The following is a 15,567-nucleotide window of genomic DNA, read 5'->3' on the forward strand; positions in this document are numbered from 1 at the left end:
GAAGTCCTCACCTATCCAGGAGTCCTCGACCTTGACCTCTCCAACCCAACTCGCCACGCAGATCCGCTTCCACCTCGAGACCCTCGGCGAGACCAACGCGCATCACCCGTTTGAGCAGCTGTGCCTCGGTCTGACCCGCCGTCGTATCGTCAGCAACGTCATGCCTGCGACGGGCCCGGTCTCAGCCGGCGGCGACGGAGGGCGAGACGCCGAGAGCTTCTGGACCATCGTGGCCAAGGAGCTGCCGGACACGTCCCTCTTCACTGCTCTCGCCACGGAGGACGCAGTCGTCCTTGCAGTGACTACGCAGCGCGACAACGTTCCGTCCAAGATTCGGTCCGATCTGGCAAAGATCTGCGGCAGGGGGGAGCCGGTCGAGCGTGTCATCTATTTCACCGTCGCGCCTGTCGACACGGCGAAGAGGCATGAGCTCCAGGCGCACGCGCGCGAACAGCATTCGATTGAACTGCAGATCTGGGATGCGCAGGCCATCGCGAACGAGATCGCCAGTGCGGACCTGTTCTACCTCGCCGTCGACTTCCTCCATCTGCCATCCTCCCTCGCGCCCAAGCGCGAAGAGTCCCGTGATGAGCTCCCTGACTGGTATATCGAGGAACGCAGTCGCTGGCGGACGCCTTCAGACCGCTCGGGCTCGATGGGCGAGGCCGTCGACCTGAGGGAAGGCCTTCGGTTCTCCAGCCTGAATCCGGAGGCGCGTGCCGACCTGTCCGACTGGCTCGCATCGGCGCGGGCACTGAGAGATGCAGCACTTGGCAACATCGGTGTGCTCAACCGCATCGACTACGAAATCGTCCTCGCAACAGGGTTCGGCCTCAACACACTGAAGCCAGTCGACGGGATCCTCCGCGACTACTTCCGGCGGCTTGCCTCGCAGGCATCCGACTCCGGCGTGCTGGTCGACGCCATCACCCTGCTCCGCCTCGTGCAGGCGACGCTGCCGCGCGGCGGGACCACCATCACATCGGATGAAGCAGAAGCATGGACCGGCGACTTGGAGAGGGTGCTCGAAGCCGAGTTGCGCGCAGCGCCCGGGATGAACGCGAAGGCGGGCCTGCTGACAGCCGGCGCGATCCTCGCTCTCGGTCCCCGGGGCTTCACGCCGGAGGAGCTCGACGGAGTCTCCGGCCGTGGTCCGTTGATGTCGGAAATCCACCAGGAACTGAGCGCCGCGAAGCGCGAAGGACGCGGGCTCCCGGCTGTGCCGTCCGACGCGGAGCTGCGCGACCTCGACGCGGGCATGAGGCATTTGGTCGACCTCGTGGGGGCCCTGCCGGACGCTCCGATGGTACCGCTGGATGAGCTCATGTCGATCTTCGATTTCACAGCGCCCGCCCTGATCGACCACCCTGACTATCTTAAGGTGCGGCAAGCTCTGGAAGACGTGACGATCGAGCGCTCGGGGCGTGCTACGGCCGGAGAGCGGGCACAAAGCCGCGCCATAGCTCTGCTCCAAGCAGGTCGGGCCTTAGACGCCCTACGTGAGATTCACTCCGCGAAGTTCAGCTGGCTCAACGGCGACGCTGCGGAGGGTGCGGCCATCATGATGCTCCTCGCGTCGGCCGTATACAGCGACCTCGGGCTCCCGCTGGCCGCGAAGCAGTACGCGATGAGCGCGGTATCGGTCGCAAGAGTGAGCGGCGGCCCCGATCTCGCCGTCCTTGTGGCCAGGGGCATCATCTTGACTGCGACGTACGAGCACCAGGCCGGCCAGTGGCTAACCGCCACCCAAACGTTCAGGATCGGGATCTGGGCACAGGCGGAGCTGGCGGGTGATCTGTGGAGCTTCGAGCGCTATCCGTACTTCATGGACATGCTGGTCGACCAGTGCCACATCCTGCGGGCCGCATCTTCGCTTCGCCCCGGACTATTGCCGGCCATCAAACCCGTGGTTCAGTCCACCCAGCTCGACGAGCTCGTTGCTCCGATGCTGGCTTCGGTCGCGCACATCGAGCCGCAGGGAGAGGATGAGACCGCCGACGCGGCGGACCGTGGTGGCCTTGGGCGGCCCTTCTCCGATGCCGGCCCGGTGCGCGAGTACAGCTGGGCCGCGCTCGGCAACGTGTGGGTCGTGACCGCCCCGAACGATCGGGCCCATGTGCTCGCGGCCGAGAGATTCGTGGCTGCCGTGCAGATCACCCTCGCTGACCTCGCCGGCGAGGACCTCCTTCTCGTGCCAGGTGAGATCCGTGTCGAGGTCAAAGTCTGGGATCGGCCCGTCAAGCCGGGATCGGTGTTCACCGCGGAGTCGGAGCGCGGCCGTGGCGCAGTCGGGCATCAGGTGATCCTCTCCCGTTCGGGAGCCTTGGCACCCGAAGCGGACCAGCTGGAGGTCACCTCCGCGGCGCTCCAGGCGATCGTCACCCAGTCGCTCCTCGGGCAGCCGGCATTCATCGCCGTGACGGAGCGGACCTTCGAACGCGGTCTTCCGCACATGCTGACCTGCGTGCGTCCCTACGATGACCTCGTCGACGTTCACAAAGACTCGTTCTACGACGAGATCAGCGGATTGTCAGAGGGTCTCGTCGGAGCCGACAGGCCGCGGTCACCCAAGCCCGCCACCGGACTGCGCAGGAGGCTTCCGGAACATGCGTCGGCCTATGACCATGCCGCGTCCCTTGATGCGATCGCCGCACGATATGAGACGATGCTGCCACCAGTGCGGCTGACGCTTCCGCGGCTTGCTGGGGACCCGGCTTTCATGGAACTCGTGGCATCGCTGAGCGCCGAAGGGTGGAAGGACTGGCACATTCTCCTCGCGGTCGTCAACATCGTGGTTAATGGACGCGCAAAGCATCTGGGTCTGAACATGTCCACATCCATCACCAAGGCCGACGTCGAACGATTCCGTTCCCTCATGCAGATGGAGGAGGGGGTGGAGGACCCGAAGCCGCCGCTGAAGATTTTTACTGAGGACGCGATGTGGTTTCACCTCGCGAACGCCGCGCTGACGACCGTACGTCAGTGGGGACTGGAGGTGCGCCTCAACCGCGTGGACCCGCGATCGTTCCTGGGACTCCTGGGCGGTCGCTTCAACTATTGGGACGACGACGTTGACCATGCCCCGATCTTCACGACGCCGCGCTGATCTTCCTGTCGGATGCGTCTCCTGTTCCGGCCAGACCCTGTTCAGCCCGCCAGCTACTGACAGCTGTGCGGGTGGCCGACTGTTGGGAGCGACGCTCGTGATGTGCCTGCAGAAATCGACGCGAGCCGCCTTGTGCTCATGCCGTTCGCCACGAACCGGACCAGCGGCTCGGCATCGTTCGTCAGCACGTCCAGAACTTCATCGGGCGTGTCAGGATTCAGTGCAACGAGCAATGCCAGGTCGACGCTGCGTGCCGCCAGATCAAGAAGTACACCGGCAGGCGTAGCGCCATTGAAGGCGACTGCCTGAAGAACAAGCTCGTCGCTGTCTTCAGCGAGGGAAGCGAGCAGGTTTGCCGGCGAGTGGGGATTCGCAGCCACGGCTCGTCGCACGTGCGTGCTTCGTCGTTCTCCGCCGAGGAAGGAGAGGATGTCCGCGTCTGCGTTCGGGTCAAAGGCCACCAGCAGCCGCACTTGGGCCCGGCTGTTCGCAGCCATTTCAAGGAGCAGGGCGCGGTTCGTCGGTGTCGGGGCTTGTTGCTGGTTGAATTCGGCAACGGCATCATCGAACGATTCACCCCAGCGGTGGAACACCTCTCGTGCTCCAGGATTCGCTAATGCAATTTCCCGCACCTCTTGTGATTCGTCATTCAGCAGCCGCTCCAGCACGTCAGGAGCGAGGCTGACCCGTGCCGCTATTCCCTGACGCGCCTTGGGCGACGCATCATGCGATAGTGCAATGATCGCCGCCGGCGGGGTCGACTCATTCCCTGAAACCCGTGTTCGGACGTACTCGTCCGGGTCCGTCGAGAGCGCCTCCAGAGCGTCGGCCGGCGTGCGAGGGTTTGCCGCGACGGCCGCGCGGATGCCGCTGTCCGCGACGCGGGCGAGCCTGGCCAGGACAGCGGGCGGTGTTCGCTGGTGGCTGGCTGCAGCCTGGCGGACGTCGGGGTCTCGAAGACGGCTCTTGGACAGGCGGACCAGAGCTTCCTCGATCGTGCCCTTCGGGACTTCCGAAGACGCCAGATCGATGACCGCGGCGAGCACACCAGGAAGACGCCAGTCCGGCGCGTCACGCAAAACTGAGGCCGCCGTATCTGCGATGAGCTCTGTTGGCCTGCTCGGGTTCTGAAGAACCTCCAGACGCACCTCCCACCCCGGGTCAGCAGCAAGGGCAACCATAGTGCTCTGGGGGAGCCGCTCGTGCCCTGCGACGGCGCGACGGACGTCGAAGTCGTTATCTGCGGCCAGTCGCACGAGCACGTCGAGCGGAAGGTCATCAAGCTCCGTAAGGAACACCCGTGAACCTGCATCTCGGCTCTTGAACATCTTCTCGATGAGTATGTTTCGGTCCTCGGTGCTGAGCGTCGGGTTCGCAACCAGCTGCGCGCGGATGGCCGGCGAAGGGCTGGCAAGCAGATGTGCCAGCACGTCAGGGGGAGTGGACCGGTGCGAGGCGAGAACCTGCAGCACTTCGTCGTTGTATCGTGCCCGATCCTGACGATCCATGTACTTGTAGTCGCTGGATCCGTGTGTGCGGAACCGCAGCCGCGCGTCTCGTGAGGTCCCGAGTTCAGTAAGCAAGGGGGCGAGGCGGGCGTCGACCTGGTGCACCGTCCGGCAGAATGCGCGCCATCGGATGGCAGGGTCAGGGTCCTGCAGGAGGGCGTCACGTATCCCGTGATCATCAATGGGTCGCTGCCAGGCCGCCGCCCGCCGCAGCTTTTCCGGACGGTCGTTGCCCATGAGGTCCGATGCGATGTCATCCGGCAGTCCTGCCCGGAGCCATGCAGGCACATCAAGGCGGCGTTTCGCCAGCATGCCCCAACGCCAGCTTGCGTCCGGGACCGGCAGCCGTGTTCCCCCCATCTGGGATGCGCCGTTGACCATCATGATGAAGTTGCAGAGCCACGTTACGTCCGACGCCGGGCTGACAGGGGCAGGGTCGATGCGCATGATCGTGGCCGCCTGAGCTGGCACGCCGGAAGGGGGCGCTCCTGGCTGAGACAACAGGACGACGGCTCCGTCGTTCGAACGCGCCGTCCACCGCACGCTGACGTCCGGATCCGACGCCAGGGCCTTGATAACCTCATGCTGCGTGCTTGGATTAGCGGCGACAGCGCGCCGGACCGCGACGCTCTTATCGCGCGCAAGAGTCAGCAGGACATCACCAGGTGCCGCTTCGTTTATCGCGACGCCTTTGCGGACACTCCAGGCGCGATCCCCGGCAAGGGCGCGCACTGTTTCCTCTGGTGTGACAGTGTTGCGCCCGACCCGGCTCCGGATGCGCGGGTCCTCATTCAGGGCCAGTTTGTTAAGCATCTCAAAAGGCGTGTGTCGATTCTCGGCGAGAATCTGGTGTCTATGGCGCTCGGGCACTGGCTCCTTGAGCGCGATCTGCTGGTTTCCGGTCGCGCGCACAAAGCCTTCCCGCAAGGAGGGGAGGAGCAACTCCGGGTCCCCGGAAAGCAGCCGCGTGAGGCTCCACATCGGCATCAATCCCTGACGTGGGAGCCAGATCCCGACCTGACGGATGCCGAAACGGTCGTCGAGGTCGAGCATGACGTACCCGAGGAGCTGCAACAGGAAGCCGCGTAGCTCGGACACGCTGAGCCGGTTGTACACCTTGCAGTCGATCAGAGTGTCGCCGATGATCCAATCAGCGTCCGCGCCGCCCACGAGCTCCGACCCTGCGAACCCGGGATTCGACGCAAAATCTGTTCCCTCTACGATCTCGCCGCGCCATTCCTCGAGTTGCATCCGGCTGGCCTCGACGAGAGATCCGATGTCGGCCACCATCATCGGGCTGATCTGGTCAGCGAACGAGGATCCGTCGCTGGCATTGTCCAGCAGCTTCCCGGTTCCGCCGCTCAGCGCGCGTGCCCCGGACCGCAGGACCCGCTCGCAATGGGCAAGAAGGACTGAGGCCCGGTCAAGATCAGTGTCATTCGCCGGATGGCGCAGCAACGCCTGCGCGACGTCAAACGACTCAGCGAGCACCGCAACCCGATGGTGACCATTCTCGACCCAGGAAGCGTATTCGGCTGCCCGGGCTATACCTGCAGCAGCTGCTGATTCCCGCGGATTGAAATCACCGAGTTCGATGCGTGCACGAAAATCAAAGGCCGTGCCTGACAGGGTGCCGTCAACCCCGGCGGCCCGCGGGATAACGACATAAGCGTCAACGAGCGCGGGGAGGCCAAGTTCGCCGGCGGCGATCCGCGCGCCACCGGTGCTGCCGGCCGAAGCTTCAAGGCGCGGTGAGACCCGCTCAAGGTAGGCCCGCACCGGTGAGCCGGAATCCTTCAAGTGATCAGTGAGACTCAACTCTGGTCACGCTCAAAGAAACTTGGTCGTTGGTTCATGCCCTTAGCGTACGTGGGCCCTACGACACGAGAAGATCAGGCTGCCGAAGTCTTGCGTCGTCCGAGCACAGACTTCCCCGGTCGACCGTGATGCTGATCTACCCATGACTCTATGATGATCCCGTGACGATTCCTGACTTGAGCGCACTTACTCTTTCTGAGCTGCTCCAACTGCAAGCGCGCATCGGACAGGAGATTATTCGTCGCGGTGTCTCCCGCACATCCGGCAGTATTCAAGGTGAGGTCGGCGAAGCTCTGGCGAAGGCGGTCTACGGTGGTGTCCTCGCGCCCCCCGGGACAAAGGCGTACGACCTAGCTGACGCGCTGGGTCGCAAGATCCAGGTGAAGACGCGTACGTTGCCGAGGGGAGTGGACCGCATGTTCCAGTTCGACTCGGCTCGACATCGATCTCGCTCTGTGCATTAGATTCGACCGGGAAACGAACGCGTTGGATTGGGCGCGGGAGTTTACGGGCGAAGAGCTCCGGAATCTCGTCAGCCCTCACGCCCGTGGTCCGAGACTTCCGATGGTTCGGGCGCGCCGCAATGGGATGGACGTGACGGCGGAGTTTCAGTCGGCTTACGAGGCACTGGCTGGCATGAAGGGTTGAGGTGCGCCGTTGATCTTCCATGATCGCTCCGCACCACGCCGACGCTGCTCTCGTAGGAGAGCGCAGAGGGAGCTTAGGGGTGCTGCACTGGTTGCGGACGTAAGATTTTGCATCAGGCTCGGAATTTCCGCCGATCGTGCAAACCAAGGAGAGGACCGCCCATGTGGACTGAGCTCGACAATCACGGTTTTGAGAACGAGGAGGATTATCTGAAGTCGCTGAAGAAAGAGGACAGCTACACCTTCTCGTATTCCTTCGAATACATCGCCAAGAATCACGGGAATGACAACTACGACATCGACACGGCGACCATGGAGGTCCGCGTCGAGTGGAGTGATCCACAAGCGGGATACGTAATCTCTTACAACGTCACCGATATGTACAAGATCGACCCGGCTCAGGGGAACAGCGATGCCGAGGGGTTCTACGAGTCCGACGTCTATTGGCGGTTACTGATCGACCTCTCGAGCCTCGGTATCGACTCGGATCTCATCGCTACTTAGGCGCATCTATCAAAGCGGCGACGTCTTTGCGGCGTTGAGGCGTCGCCGCGGTGGGCTACAGAGAGCCGGGCGGCGCGACGCGCTTCAGCGTCTATAACGCTGCGCCGCAGCTGGACTTTGCCTGACCCGGCGTTTAGACGCCGCGAAGAGATGAGGGACGTGTCAGAACGTCCGCAACAACCGCCCTGGATGGATGTCGAGTATGCGTGGCCCTAGCGATGACAAGAATTGTCCGCTTAGAGTGTGGGTTCATTCTCAGCGCCAGGACCTCAAAGCCGGACTCCTCCTGGGAACGGCTGACCGACGGCGTCCTTCCGGGACCCGCTCACAACCCCGACTCCCTCTCGCCCTTGGCCTCCTGCTCAGCCAGGTGCTCGGCAAGAAGGCTCTCGACGACGGGGTCCATCTCATCCATGATCTCCTGCGCGCGCTGCTCGTCCCCGGACAGCTCCTCCTCGCCCTGCCACTCAAGCTCCCATGCCCGGTACCTCAGCCGCAGCGCAGGCCAGTCATGGATGTCGTCGCCCGGGACCGTGGATGCAAGCGGCTCCGGTGCCACCACACCCGCCTCCGCCAGCGCACGACGGAAGCACCACCGCGCGTCGATGAGCCACACCCTGATCCGCGTGAGAGGGATGCCCGCCAGCCAGACCTCCTCGTCGTCGGGCATTGGCAACTCAAACAGCGAGGGCGGGTAGGCCTCCAACTTCACCCGAAGTGCTTCCAGCTCGTGCTTGCCGCCCCGCCGCATCGCGAGCATCTCGTGGATCTCCCGAAGCATCGCAGAGTGCTGTGATTCCAGCAGCTCCCGCCGCGCCCGTCCTTCGGCATCCTCGCGGTGCTCACTCAGGTCCCGCAGCAGGAACAGGATCCGTTCCTCGTCGAGCACAGTCTTTGGCCGGTGCTCCTTTGGGAGGCTAGCCTCGGCAGTCTGCACGTGCTGGGTTGCCACCAGCAGGAACGAGAGCTCGGCCTGCTGCTGCCACCCGAGGGCCACTGTCGGGACAAGGATCGGAGGGTCACCTATGCCCCGCATCCACGGGCGCACCGCGCAGTCGTGACGGCGGTACGCGTCCTCTCGCGCCAGTTCGTTCTCGCGCACTAGGCGCTCGAACCGGACGCACTGCATCTCGGCCGCCTCGACCCACATCAGTGCCTCGGACCATAGCTCCGGACCAGGTCGCTTCTTTGACTTCGCCATACCATGGATGCTCTCACGCCGTGGCCGCCGCAAACACCAAAGCGGTGGCCTAGGCCCTTACCTGCCCGTGGGCCAACGCTTCCGGGGCGATAGGCGGGAGCCCCTCGGCCAGCGCCTTCCTGGCTGCCACCGAATGAGTGCCATCCGGCAAGTCATCTATATTGACGTCACAGTTCGTCTATGTTCGTGGGACCGGTATGGCTAGTTTTGGATAATGACATATCCAGAAGAGGCAACAGCGATTATCATCGGTGCGTCCCAGGGCTACACGCACTCGACAATTGGGACTCTACTGATGAGCGTCGGGCTGAGTGTCTATGACCCCGGCGATCAGTCGGCTGATGGGCGCAGCATCAACAAGGAGAAACGCCTTACGGCCGCCATCAAGAAAGCGCCATCTGAAGCTAAAGAGAAAGCACTCCGAAAGCTGACTGTAAAGCTCTGCAACGATTTTGCAGAGATAGAGCGCCCGGAGTGGCTGGATGAACTGATCGACGAGCTTCGCTCTGCCGGGCTTTCACTGCATGCTGACGCCGGTGAGTTCAAGCAATATGAGTGGTCCGCGCCCGAAACCCGCTACACCTGGCGACTTGGCCCTCTCGGCGCGGATGAAATCCCAGTGACCTCCCAGGCCGGCCAACTTGAAGATCTACTCACGAAGCACAATCTTGCAGTTGCAGCCAATCACTATGCCCAAGCTTTCGACAACTTCAAGGCGGGTAACCTGGAAGCCTCCAACAGTCAGCTGCGTACGGCGCTGGAAGAAACACTGTTGAAGCTCACGTCGCGCGCTACAGGCTGGAAGGCCACCAACCAGGGTGGTGATGCCATTGATGTTTTGAACGGTAAGAAATACTTCCAAGACGGTGAGCACAATTACTTTCTGGGTCTTTGGAAGATTAGTCACGGTCAAGGGGCCCACCCAGGTCTTACAAACGAGGCCGAAGCCGAATTTCGTTTCCACGCCATTACGGCTGCCATCTACTTCCTGGTTCACAGGTTGACCTAGCTTCACCGCTTGGAAAGGACCTTCAATAGGTGGGGCACCAGCGGCCCGCTTACTGAAGGCAACATAACCCGCAGGCGACCTAGCCATGTGCCGCTACAGCCGCCGCGCCCGGCTCGTGACATAAGGTGTTTCCGTGTCTGATCTTGCTCTCGACGTACCTGCGGAAACAACGATTTCTGCGATGCCGGCTTCGCGCGCGTCCCTCACTCTCGGTCATGTACTGACTGGCATGGGCGCAGACTGCGACCCGGCCGGTCCGGCTGGTGGATGTATTGCTGATCCGCCATGCCTTCAGGCCCGGCGACCCGACCGGCCTGCGTGGTCCCGAAGACCTGACGGAGGAACTGGTCCTCGCTTACACCAGGGAGCAGGGTCTCTCACCACGGCAATTCCCCACGGAACCTCCCCGTTTCTGGGTGATCCTCATCGCCGACGGCAAACGCCGCTCCCGGTTGTGGGGCACCTTCGAGAACCATGGCGAGATGATCGCAGAGCGTACTGAGGTGAACCGGTTCTTCGACCTGCGCATCTCGGATTTCCTGGCACCTCTGAATGACCGGCTCGTGATCGAATGGGACAGTCCGCGGAACTGGCACCGGCGTGCCACGAGTGCCGCGAACCTGCCCGTACTGGAGATCGCAGACCGAGACAAGGAACCGTTCCCAGGATTCGACGGGGTGTTGCTCACCTACCACCGACTTTGCGAAATGGTAGAGAGCCCCCGCTACGCCGATTGGCGCACTGCCTTGAAGGAAGTGCAGGGCATCTACCTCATCACTGACTCCACCAACGGCAAGCAATACGTTGGAAAGGCGGACGGTGCTGAGCGCATTCTCGGACGGTGGACGAGCTACGCTCGCGACGGCCACGGCGGGAACGTCGCACTTCGTGAACTTGCCTACGACAGTGCAGCCGGAGAAACGACCAAGACAGACCACGCCCGGCACTTTGTCTTCAGCCTTCTTCGCGTGTTCGGACCCAGCACACCCTCTACAGAGGTGGATTCAGCGGAGTCTCACTACAAGGACGCGCTGATGACACGACAATTCGGCCTCAACAGAAACTGAATCGAGCAATGACACCACGTCCACGCCGCGCCTGGCAGGCGGCAGCAAAAGCCAAGCAGGAGTCCAAAGAACTGGGGGAGCTGCATGCGATCGAACCAGCGTCCCGCCGCAGCGATGGCTCACCCAAAGTGGGCCCTGGCCAGGTTTACGTGGTGAGCTCCGGAAAGGTCTACCACCCGGCCTGGTGCAACTCAGTGGGCAATGTCTGGGACGACAACCCCAAACGGCTGCTGGTCGTCGAGGAGACCGGTGTTGGCGGCCGGAAGGCCTGTAAAGCCTGCGACGAGCCGCTTCAGGCTTAGGCTTGCCCGCAGCTACCCACCGTTGAGCTTCTTCCGGTTGGCTACTTCGCGACATTTCCGACCTGGCGTGATACCAGGGAACGCCTAATTGGGGCGCTTCGCCATTCATTGCGTCGTGCCCCTATGTCTGCATAGACCCGATGGTTCTGATCTGATGGGCTCACAGTCGAAGATAATCGAACATATGTTCTATAATCAAGCCGTGATCAAGCGAGGTACTCCTGAGGACTCTGAGCGTATGTTCGCCCGGATCCAAGCGGAAGAGAGCCGACCGATTGATGACCCGGCTCCCATCAGAGAGTTCCCGAAGTATGGCCGGCCCCTGGTCTACGTGAGCGGCATCTACGGCAAAGCTGTGGGCTGGACCCGGAACTATGGCCTGATTGAATGGCTCGACTCATCCGGCAAATACCACGTGGGTTGGGCGCATTCGTCGAGCATCAAGCGGGTGAAGCCTGAAGAGTGGAAGGGCGGCGGCGGGCTGTAGCGAGCGTGAGCGTCCGGCCGGTGGGTGCGGGATTCAACGGACTTTAGGCCGCTGCCCGCACATAGGATGAACCGGTGACCGAAGAACCCAAGAAGCACCGATTTCTGACCATCGAGCAGGCAGCCGAGGAACTCAACGTGTCCCACAGCCAGATCCGGGCACTGCTGAAGACAGGTGAGCTTCGCGCCATTCAGGTCGGCGGCCGGGGCATGTGGCGTATCGGCGTCAAGGACCTGGAGGACTACATTGCCGAGGCGTACAGGCGCACTGCCGAACGGATAGACGCCGGCGAGATCGTTGACGACGGAGAGCCCGACGCCTGAATCAGTGGTTTCCAAGGGGCAGGGTTGGAGCCGCGTGGACCGCTCGTCTTGACCGCTTTTGGGACAGATGCGCGGACGGCCATTCCTCGGCCCGGCAGGGGGCTCGATCGCAAGAACTCCTCCTGAATTTGGAAAAGTACCCGTGCTGGGAAGGCCGCGTCCCATTAGTTACCGTGGGCGACAGCCGGAGCCTAAATAGTGATGGATAGATTCGAATTGTTCCTGACGTGTCCTATCCGTAAATATCAACGCTGGCCAGACTTTTCCGGCTGTCTCCATCCATGCCGCCCGCAATCAGTACAGTGCCATTGGGTAGCAGTGTCGCCGTGTGGTCACGACGGGTGCCGCCCACACCAGCCAATAGTGACCATACGCCCGTCTCAGGGTCGAACACTTCGGAGCTTCCAACACCGTCGTGGGAGCCAGATTGTCCCGTTGTTCCCGCAGTCGTTCCACCCGAGACTAGGACCGTACCGTCGGGCATCAGAGCAGCATTGTGGCCTGACCGGCCAACTGCCATGCTCGCCGTCATTGACCAGGCCCCGGTCCCAGGATCGTAAACCTGACAAGCGGCGACCGGACCCTTGTCGGCACGTCCGACCCCACGACCACCCGACACTAGGACGGCACCGCTGGGGAGTAGCGTGGCTGCGTGGCCGTCCCGGGCAACGGGCATGCTCGCGGCCAGTGACCACATTCCGGTCGCTGGGTCAAAGAGCTCAGCCGAGTATTGCGTGTTGAAGTCGGCGCAACCACCACAGACGAGGACAGTACCATTAGGCAACAACGTGGCTGTGTGGCCGGATCGGGCAGCTACCATCCTCGCGGTGGTTGACCAAGTTTCGGTTGCTGGGTCGTACAGCTCAGCGCTAGCCACAGAGGGCCCGCCCTTGGAGGATCCTCCAGCGACAAGGACTTTACCGTCGGGCAGCAGCGTGGCGCTGTGTCCGGCCCGGACAATTGAAAGGCTCGCGGTCTCTAACCAGGTTCCCCGTACGGGGTCGTACAGCTCTGCACTCGACACCTCGTTCCAGCCGTCGGTGAATCCGCCGGCGACAAGGACCATTTCGTTGGGCAGCAGCGTGGCGGTATGCACCCCACGAGCGATATCCATGCTGGCAATGCTCTGCCACAACCCGGTTGTTGGATTGTACAGCTCGGAACTACTCACAACATGGATTCCGCTGTCCTCTCCTCCAACGACAAGGACGGTGCCGTCGGGCAGCAGCGTGGCCGTGTGATCGACACGGGGAGTATTCATACTCGCCAGGCCAACGGTCTTATCGACAGAACCAGCTTCCGGAACGCTGGCCGGCATACTCGCTGCTTGCCAATTTTGGTAGTCCTCGTGAAGCCCCCTCACGAAGTTCACGTACGGCGTAGAGTCATAGCCGCCCATCTGCTTGACGGAGAAGCCCAGGTCCCACACTTCATCGTTATCGAAGACGATCCTCATCGCCAGATTGGGTAGTTCAAAACCGGTGAAATGCGCGAGGTTCGCTATCGTGACTGCCCCCGGGACTACTGTGTACCCCACGTTTCTGATCGAGGAGAAGTTCAGGATTCTGTCGCCGGGCAACGGATCCCCGCTTGTTGTCAGACTCTGCATGGAAAAGAGGCCGACCTTTTCTTTGGTGCATGCAATAAGGCCGCTCTGAACATCCGTTGATCCCTCTATCTGGAACTTACAGGCCAGGGAGTTCCCTCCTGCCAGAGCTTGAAAGCCACGCCTCAGATCGTCCAGGGGCGACGGTTGGTCACCTTCTGCTGAGATAACGTGATAAAGCTTTGTAAAGGCGGCGTCTGCGGCGATTTTGTTGGCCATAAAACTGTCCAGAATCGTCTCCGCAGGGCCGCCGTGTTCCGGGCCGTAGATTTCGTCAGGATCGATGGGCTCGTGCCATGATCCGCGGCCAAAGACTTTCTCCCACAGGATGATCCGTTGGCGGTGCGCCTCGGGTCCCGTCGGAAACGGGTCCAATCGTTTCAAGGTCTGATTGATTTCAAATGAGACCTGTTGTCGCTCCAAGACAGCCCGGGGAACGCCAGCAGCGCGTTTGCGCTCCTTAATGTACGCCGCCTGTGCCAGGCAGAATGCTTCGTCCGGAGTGAATCCCGCTTGCATCAGCCGAGACACCATTCCATTAACTGCGCCATCTAGCCATGCCATGGGAATGAGTCTTGGCTCTGCGCGACAAAACGTCAATGGGAGTTCGCGGTTTCCTAGTATTCGCCCTCCCCTTATGGACGCAACTGTTCGGATGTGAACAAGGCCGAGAACATGGTGCTGCGGCTCCGGACACCAAGGCCCAGGCGCTGGCTGACCGCGAAGCCGCCAAGTTGGCCAAGAAGAACGCACGCAAGGTCACCCAGACCCCGCAAGCAGAGGACGACGAAGAGGACCTCCTGCCCAGTGCCGGCGTCAAGATCTGTCGCTGGAGCCATCCGGGTTCGCCGGGATCCGCCGAACCCGGGTTCCCTGCAGCGGAATGAGAACACCAAGGGCACCGGGGCTTGGGTGGCCTAGGAAAGCCGCTGAGCTGAGTGAAGCTCCGAGGTAGGGCCGGCTACCGGGCGCGGATAGTCACCGCTTTCGAGGGACGTTGGCACGCACGTCGGCGGCCTGGGCTTCATCTAGCACCCAACGCTGGTACTTGGGGTGGTCCGGGTATTTCTTTCGGAGATAATCCCGGACGACTTTCCCTGGTCGGTGCTCATCGGTATAGCCCATTTCCCGGGCGAGTTCGGCAGGTCTATATGTAGCCACGACTCTGAGTGTAAGACGTGGCGGGGTCGTATCAGAGGAAACCTTGGCCCCCAAGCGTCCGTAATCTGATCCCTCGATGGATCGGGTCTCAGAGAGTGCGTCTCGCTAGGCGCGTCTCGGGAAGTGACTTCTTAAGCCACCGATCCCTGTGCGAAGAACTCATTCCGTGCGCTCAACTGCCACTGAAGAACGGTGCATTGGATAGGTCAGCAACATCCCGCGAGAAAGAAATCTCCGCCCTAGCAGCGAACCAAAGCAGCCAGGAGATCGCTGTCCGTCTTGGAATCAGCGCAGGAACGGTCGAGAACCACCTATCGAAAGTCATGAAGAAATCCGGCACCAGTTCCCGCGACCAACTTCGCGCTTTCGTCGTTCAAAGCCTGCGTGGCCAACAAATCCCCCGTCAATAGGACGACCGAATGTGGAACTTGGGAAGAGGAGCGGGAATTGCTGGTTGTAGATCGACCGCAACGAAGCCGGCAATTCCCGCTGATACCGTGTGAAGGCGGCCAATGGCCGGTTATAGAGCATTTATTGGGGGGAGCATGACGGAATGGAAGCCAGGCTGGTGGGCTCGAATGTTCATGGGCGCAGGGTCATGGGTGCTGTCGATCGGCGAGGGCAGTCTCCATGTCCGCGGAATTCCACAAGAGCTCGCGGTCGATGTACTGGACATCCACGGGCTCGCCGTCGATGAAGGCTCTAGACGGATCGTCATCACTCTCACCCACCGAACAGAAACCGTACTTACCGGGCTCCCTCGCCGCGCGGTGCGGGAAGTCTCTGCTGCGTACCGCTCTGAGCTAGAAGAACGGCGACATCTCATAG

Annotated in this window: 15 protein-coding genes; 10 read left to right on the plus strand and 5 right to left on the minus strand. The window is 61.9% G+C overall.

What is annotated here, in order from left to right; translation table 11 throughout:
- The first annotated feature begins 31 nt into the window (after positions 1–31).
- Entirely contained in the window at positions 32–3,106 is a 3,075-nt protein-coding gene (locus tag GK109_RS20195) for a hypothetical protein (protein WP_157242236.1), read from the plus strand.
- A 53-nt stretch (positions 3,107–3,159) separates the two neighbouring features.
- Here GK109_RS20195 and GK109_RS20200 read toward each other — a convergent pair whose 3' ends face one another.
- Complete coding sequence (locus GK109_RS20200) at positions 3,160–6,414, minus strand: hypothetical protein (RefSeq protein WP_157242237.1); 3,255 nt, start codon at positions 6,412–6,414, stop codon at positions 3,160–3,162.
- A 179-nt stretch (positions 6,415–6,593) separates the two neighbouring features.
- Here GK109_RS20200 and GK109_RS20205 point away from each other — a divergent pair, with 179 nt between their 5' ends.
- Together GK109_RS20205 and GK109_RS20210 are read left to right on the plus strand one after the other, a co-directional pair.
- Entirely contained in the window at positions 6,594–6,896 is a 303-nt protein-coding gene (locus GK109_RS20205; protein ID WP_157242238.1) for a hypothetical protein, read from the plus strand.
- A 345-nt stretch (positions 6,897–7,241) separates the two neighbouring features.
- Positions 7,242–7,583, plus strand: a complete 342-nt coding sequence (locus GK109_RS20210; RefSeq protein ID WP_157242239.1) for a hypothetical protein — start codon at positions 7,242–7,244, stop codon at positions 7,581–7,583.
- Between the two features lie 325 nt (positions 7,584–7,908).
- On the opposite strand, the gene GK109_RS20215 is transcribed toward GK109_RS20210, so the two are convergent.
- A complete protein-coding gene (locus tag GK109_RS20215) occupies positions 7,909–8,784 on the minus strand; it encodes a hypothetical protein (RefSeq protein WP_157242240.1) in 876 nt (291 codons plus the stop codon).
- 214 nt (positions 8,785–8,998) lie between these two features.
- Between GK109_RS20215 and GK109_RS20220 the strand changes: the two genes are divergently transcribed.
- From GK109_RS20220 to GK109_RS20240, 5 genes are all read left to right on the plus strand, one after another.
- Positions 8,999–9,793, plus strand: coding sequence for a hypothetical protein (locus GK109_RS20220; RefSeq protein ID WP_157242241.1), 795 nt, complete (start codon positions 8,999–9,001; stop codon positions 9,791–9,793).
- A 263-nt stretch (positions 9,794–10,056) separates the two neighbouring features.
- Positions 10,057–10,860, plus strand: coding sequence for a GIY-YIG nuclease family protein (locus GK109_RS20225; protein ID WP_370460715.1), 804 nt, complete (start codon positions 10,057–10,059; stop codon positions 10,858–10,860).
- A gap of 8 nt (positions 10,861–10,868) precedes the next feature.
- Complete coding sequence (locus GK109_RS20230; RefSeq protein ID WP_157242242.1) at positions 10,869–11,162, plus strand: hypothetical protein; 294 nt, start codon at positions 10,869–10,871, stop codon at positions 11,160–11,162.
- Between the two features lie 202 nt (positions 11,163–11,364).
- Entirely contained in the window at positions 11,365–11,649 is a 285-nt protein-coding gene (locus tag GK109_RS20235) for a hypothetical protein (RefSeq protein ID WP_157242243.1), read from the plus strand.
- 74 nt (positions 11,650–11,723) lie between these two features.
- On the plus strand, positions 11,724–11,972 hold the full coding sequence (locus GK109_RS20240; RefSeq protein ID WP_370460716.1) for a helix-turn-helix domain-containing protein: 249 nt from the start codon (positions 11,724–11,726) through the stop codon (positions 11,970–11,972).
- Between the two features lie 232 nt (positions 11,973–12,204).
- Here GK109_RS20240 and GK109_RS20245 read toward each other — a convergent pair whose 3' ends face one another.
- A complete protein-coding gene (locus GK109_RS20245) occupies positions 12,205–14,142 on the minus strand; it encodes a kelch motif-containing protein (RefSeq protein WP_157242244.1) in 1,938 nt (645 codons plus the stop codon).
- Positions 14,143–14,177: 35 nt separating this feature from the next.
- Between GK109_RS20245 and GK109_RS20250 the strand changes: the two genes are divergently transcribed.
- Positions 14,178–14,465 (plus strand): hypothetical protein, encoded by a 288-nt coding sequence (locus GK109_RS20250; protein ID WP_157242245.1) that lies wholly within the window; start codon positions 14,178–14,180, stop codon positions 14,463–14,465.
- Between the two features lie 91 nt (positions 14,466–14,556).
- Here the strand turns inward: GK109_RS20250 and GK109_RS20255 are convergent, their stop codons facing one another.
- Positions 14,557–14,739, minus strand: coding sequence for a hypothetical protein (locus tag GK109_RS20255; protein ID WP_157242246.1), 183 nt, complete (start codon positions 14,737–14,739; stop codon positions 14,557–14,559).
- A gap of 95 nt (positions 14,740–14,834) precedes the next feature.
- Between GK109_RS20255 and GK109_RS22415 the strand changes: the two genes are divergently transcribed.
- Positions 14,835–15,149 carry a helix-turn-helix transcriptional regulator gene (locus GK109_RS22415; protein WP_370460718.1) on the plus strand — a complete coding sequence of 105 codons (315 nt, stop codon included), beginning with the start codon at positions 14,835–14,837 and terminating at the stop codon, positions 15,147–15,149.
- A gap of 186 nt (positions 15,150–15,335) precedes the next feature.
- Here the strand turns inward: GK109_RS22415 and GK109_RS22250 are convergent, their stop codons facing one another.
- A complete protein-coding gene (locus tag GK109_RS22250) occupies positions 15,336–15,470 on the minus strand; it encodes a hypothetical protein (protein ID WP_255428782.1) in 135 nt (44 codons plus the stop codon).
- Positions 15,471–15,567 lie beyond the last annotated feature (97 nt).

The sequence above is a fragment of the Pseudarthrobacter sp. GA104 genome (assembly GCF_009741265.1).
Lineage (GTDB): Bacteria > Actinomycetota > Actinomycetes > Actinomycetales > Micrococcaceae > Arthrobacter.

What these genes read in the sequence shown, in the direction of transcription:
- GK109_RS20210 (WP_157242239.1), top strand. Translation starts at nt 7,242, where the DNA reads ATGTGGACTGAGCTCGACAATCACGGTTTTGAGAACGAGGAGGATTAT.
- GK109_RS20215 (WP_157242240.1), bottom strand. Translation starts at nt 8,784, where the DNA reads ATGGCGAAGTCAAAGAAGCGACCTGGTCCGGAGCTATGGTCCGAGGCA.
- GK109_RS20220 (WP_157242241.1), top strand. Translation starts at nt 8,999, where the DNA reads ATGACATATCCAGAAGAGGCAACAGCGATTATCATCGGTGCGTCCCAG.
- GK109_RS20230 (WP_157242242.1), top strand. Translation starts at nt 10,869, where the DNA reads ATGACACCACGTCCACGCCGCGCCTGGCAGGCGGCAGCAAAAGCCAAG.
- GK109_RS20245 (WP_157242244.1), bottom strand. Translation starts at nt 14,142, where the DNA reads ATGGCATGGCTAGATGGCGCAGTTAATGGAATGGTGTCTCGGCTGATG.
- GK109_RS20250 (WP_157242245.1), top strand. Translation starts at nt 14,178, where the DNA reads ATGGGAGTTCGCGGTTTCCTAGTATTCGCCCTCCCCTTATGGACGCAA.